The organism is Mycobacterium sp. 1245801.1, assembly GCF_001673055.1.
GTDB lineage: Bacteria > Actinomycetota > Actinomycetes > Mycobacteriales > Mycobacteriaceae > Mycobacterium > Mycobacterium europaeum_A.
The window spans coordinates 1-3396 of record NZ_LZKY01000316.1 but is presented as its reverse complement, the minus strand read 5'-3'; the positions used below and the strand labels follow the sequence as shown (position 1 = coordinate 3396).

The following is a 3396-nucleotide window of genomic DNA, read 5'->3' as shown; positions in this document are numbered from 1 at the left end:
GATCTGCGTGGTGCCGCCCGCGATGGTCAGCGACCGCGACGTCAGCCGGTAGTTCGCCCACGGCGCGCCGGCGCCGCTGGTACCCAGCACGTCGAAGGCCAATGCGGCCAGGTCCTGGCCGATCTCGCCCCACACCGTCTTGGCGAGGCTCGCCGACCCGAACGCGTCACCCCCATGCAACGACGCCGAGATCGACCGCTGGCACAGGACTTCGAGATACTTGATGCGAAGCGCGATTTCGCCGAGCCGCCGCAACGTCACCGGATCGTCCAGCGCGTCCCTGCCGGCCGCGCCGAGATCATTGACCAGCTCTTCGAGCCGCACCTGCATCTCCGCGTACAGCCTGGCGGCGCCGGCGCGCTCGTGGCTGAGTGTGGTGGTGGCCACCTGCCAGCCCGCGTTGAGCGGACCGAGCAACGCGTCCGCCGGCACCCGCACGTCGTGAAAGAAGACCTCGGCGAAGTCGGCGTCACCATTGAGCGTGACCAGCGGGCGGACCTCGATGCCCGGCAGCGTCATGTCGACGATCAGGCAGGAGATCCCCTTGTGTTTGGGCGCCTCGGGGTCGGTGCGCACGTAGAGCTGACACCAGTCGGCCCGATGTCCCAGCGAGGTCCAGATCTTCTGACCGTTGACGACGAAGTCGTCACCGTCTCGCGCGGCGCGGGTGCGCAGCGCCGCGAGGTCGGAGCCCGCCTCCGGCTCCGACATTCCCTGGCACCAGATGTCGTCGGCGCGCATCATGCGGGGGAGCAGCGTGCGTTTCTGGGCCTCGGTGCCGTACTGCATGATGGCCGGGGCGATGTTGTTGAGTCCAATCACGTTGAGCGGCATAGGAGCTCGCGCGCGCGTGGTCTCTTCGGTGTAGACCAGCTGCTCGAGCACCGTCGCGCCGCGCCCGCCGTATTCGGGTGGCCAAGACACGGCGGCCCATCCCGCGTCGGCCATCGTCGCATTCCAGCCGCGCAGCATCTCGAATGCGGCGTCGTCGCGGCCGGTGGGCCGGCGGGCCGCCACCAGCTCGTCGGTCAGGTTCTGCCCCAGCCAGTCACGCAGCTCGCCGCGGAATCGCTCCACGTCCGGCGGGTAGGAAAAGTCCACGTTTCTCTTTGTCTCTAGCGTCGTCTTCGGCGTCGGAAAACCTTGTGGCCAAGCCGGACTCTACGGTTGAGCAGATAGTTGGTCAATCAACTCCCTCGAGGTTCGGGGAAGTCCACCTCGGCGTTACCCGGCATCGGGCTGACACCGCGTCGCTCACACACTTCCAGCACCTCGTCGACGATCGACGCGGGCACGATGAACTTCTCCGTCGAGGAGATCTGCTCGAGATGCGCCGCGATGTCCTCGGCGGCCGGACGGCTGTCGGCCTCGGCGAGCCAGCCTTCGGTGAGGCCGACGAACACCCGCGCGTAGCGGCCGGCGGCCGCGGAGTAGTTGCGGTGGGTGAAGGTGCAGGCGGTGCTGGCCAGAAACGTCACCAGCGGTACCACGAGCTCGGGCCGGATGGCTTGCATGAAGCCGGATTCGGCGAGGAACTTCTCGTCGCCGACCGTCTCGGTGACCATCCGCGAGAAGCCGGTAGGCATAACGGAATTGGCGAGTATGCCGTGCGCTTCGCCCTCGATGGCGATGACGTTGGTCAGCCCGACTAACCCGGCCTTGGCCGCCGCGTAGTGGGCCTCCATCGGTTGGCCGAAGATCCCGGCGGACGACGAGATGAACACGAAGCGTCCGCCCCCGCTGTTCTTCATCGCCCGATACGCCGGCTGGGCCAGATGAAAGCCGCCGTCGAGATGCACGCGCAACATCCGCGTCCAGTCGTCGTGCGAGAGGTCCTCGAACGCCACGCTGCCGAAAATGCCGGCGTTGCTGACCACGGCGTCCAGGCGCCCGAACCCATCGACGGCGGCGTCGACGATCGCCTGCCCGCCGGCCGGATTGTCCACGGAGTCGTACGAGGCGAGCGCGGTGCCACCGGCCCGGGTGATCTCGTCGACCACCTCGTCGGCGACGCGGGAGTCGGAACCGTCGCCGCGCATGGAGCCGCCGAGGTCGTTGACCACCACCGCCGCACCCCGGCGGGCCAGGTCCAGCGCGTACAGGCGACCGAGCCCCCGACCGGCCCCGGTCACCACCGCCACCTGGCCGGTGAACTCAATCATCGTGTGCTCCTGATTCATTGACTGCCGTGCAGCCGGACTTTACGGTGGAACAGATATTTGGTCAACAATCCGGAGGTGTGTGTGGGGGACGACGCCCGGGGCGACCGGGTGCAGGGACTCGGCATGCTCGCCTCGGCGCTCGCGGGCCGGGCGGCGGCGGTCGCCGAACTGCCACCCGGCGAACCCGCGTGGACGGACGGCCAAACGATCTACGTCGATGCCGCCGCCGGGCCGCGCGCGCGGCTCGAGTCGGTCGCCGTGCACGCCTCGATGATCGCGGCCGGCAGCCTGGATCCCGATCTGGTCGCTAAGTTGGTGCGGCACCGCAAACTGGCGCAGCGCTATCTGGCGGTCGAAGGCCACCGCGCCCTGATCGCGAATGCCGCTTTGCTGCCAAGCGTTTTGGCGTCGCTGGGCGACCCCGACATCGCGCGCCGCAGCGATTCGCCGCGCGCGTCGCTGGACGTCGCCGCGGCACGGGTGGCGCTGCCGGAGCCGCCGCCACAGTTCGGGGTGCTGCGCGCGGCGAAGGTGGTCGCCGCGTGCGCCCGGGCGGCCAAACAAGACGAAGAGGCCAGGCCCGGACACGTGCCGCGGAGCAACGGCGCAACGGAACTGGACGAGCTCGACGACGGCGAGGTGGACGACTCCGACGATCCCGACCTGTTCACCAGCCCGGTCGGCGGTGGCGGATTCATCGGCAAGTGGTTGAAGAAGATGCTGTCCTCCGCACGCAAGACGGGAAGTGGCGGGGGTCCGCCCGGCGCGGACAACCCGACCCATCGCACCAGCTCCGGCAAGCGCGGCGCATACGCCGTCACGTCGCTGGCCTCGACCTCCGGTGACGACGCGGACGCCGAGCGCGAGGGCCAAACCGCCGCCGACGGTGTGCGATATCCGGAATGGGACGTCGCGCGCAAGAGCTACCGGCCGGCCTGGTGCACCGTGCGCGAGATCGATCCGCAAATCAAGGTGTCGGCCACCCAGGCCATCGACGATGCCGTCGGGGTGCGGCGGCCGCTGTCGCGGCTCGGCATGGGTCTGCACCGCCGCCACCGGCAGGCGCAGGGCGACGACATCGACATCGACGCGGCCGTGGAAGCCCGCGTGGAGGTGCGGGCCGGGTCGGTGCCCGACGAGGCCGTGTACCTGGACAGCCTGCGCCGCCGGCGCGACCTGTCGGTGCTGCTGCTGCTCGATGTGTCGGGCTCGGCGGGCGAACCCGGAACGGTCG

At 69.4% G+C, this 3396-nt stretch carries 3 protein-coding genes; 1 reads left to right on the top strand and 2 read right to left on the bottom strand.

The window, feature by feature from the left end; translation table 11 throughout:
* Both A5622_RS20070 and A5622_RS20065 read right to left on the bottom strand, forming a co-directional pair.
* A partial coding sequence (locus tag A5622_RS20070) for an acyl-CoA dehydrogenase family protein (RefSeq protein ID WP_066880784.1) occupies positions 1 to 1101 on the bottom strand: 1101 nt, incomplete at its 3' end.
* An 86-nt stretch (positions 1102 to 1187) separates the two neighbouring features.
* Positions 1188 to 2162: an SDR family NAD(P)-dependent oxidoreductase gene (locus A5622_RS20065; protein ID WP_066880786.1), complete on the bottom strand. Its 975-nt coding sequence runs from the start codon at positions 2160 to 2162 to the stop codon at positions 1188 to 1190.
* Positions 2163 to 2243: 81 nt separating this feature from the next.
* On the opposite strand from A5622_RS20065, the gene A5622_RS20060 reads away from it, so the two are divergent.
* Positions 2244 to 3396: nitric oxide reductase activation protein (locus tag A5622_RS20060; protein ID WP_066880782.1), on the top strand; the 1153-nt coding region annotated here is incomplete at its 3' end.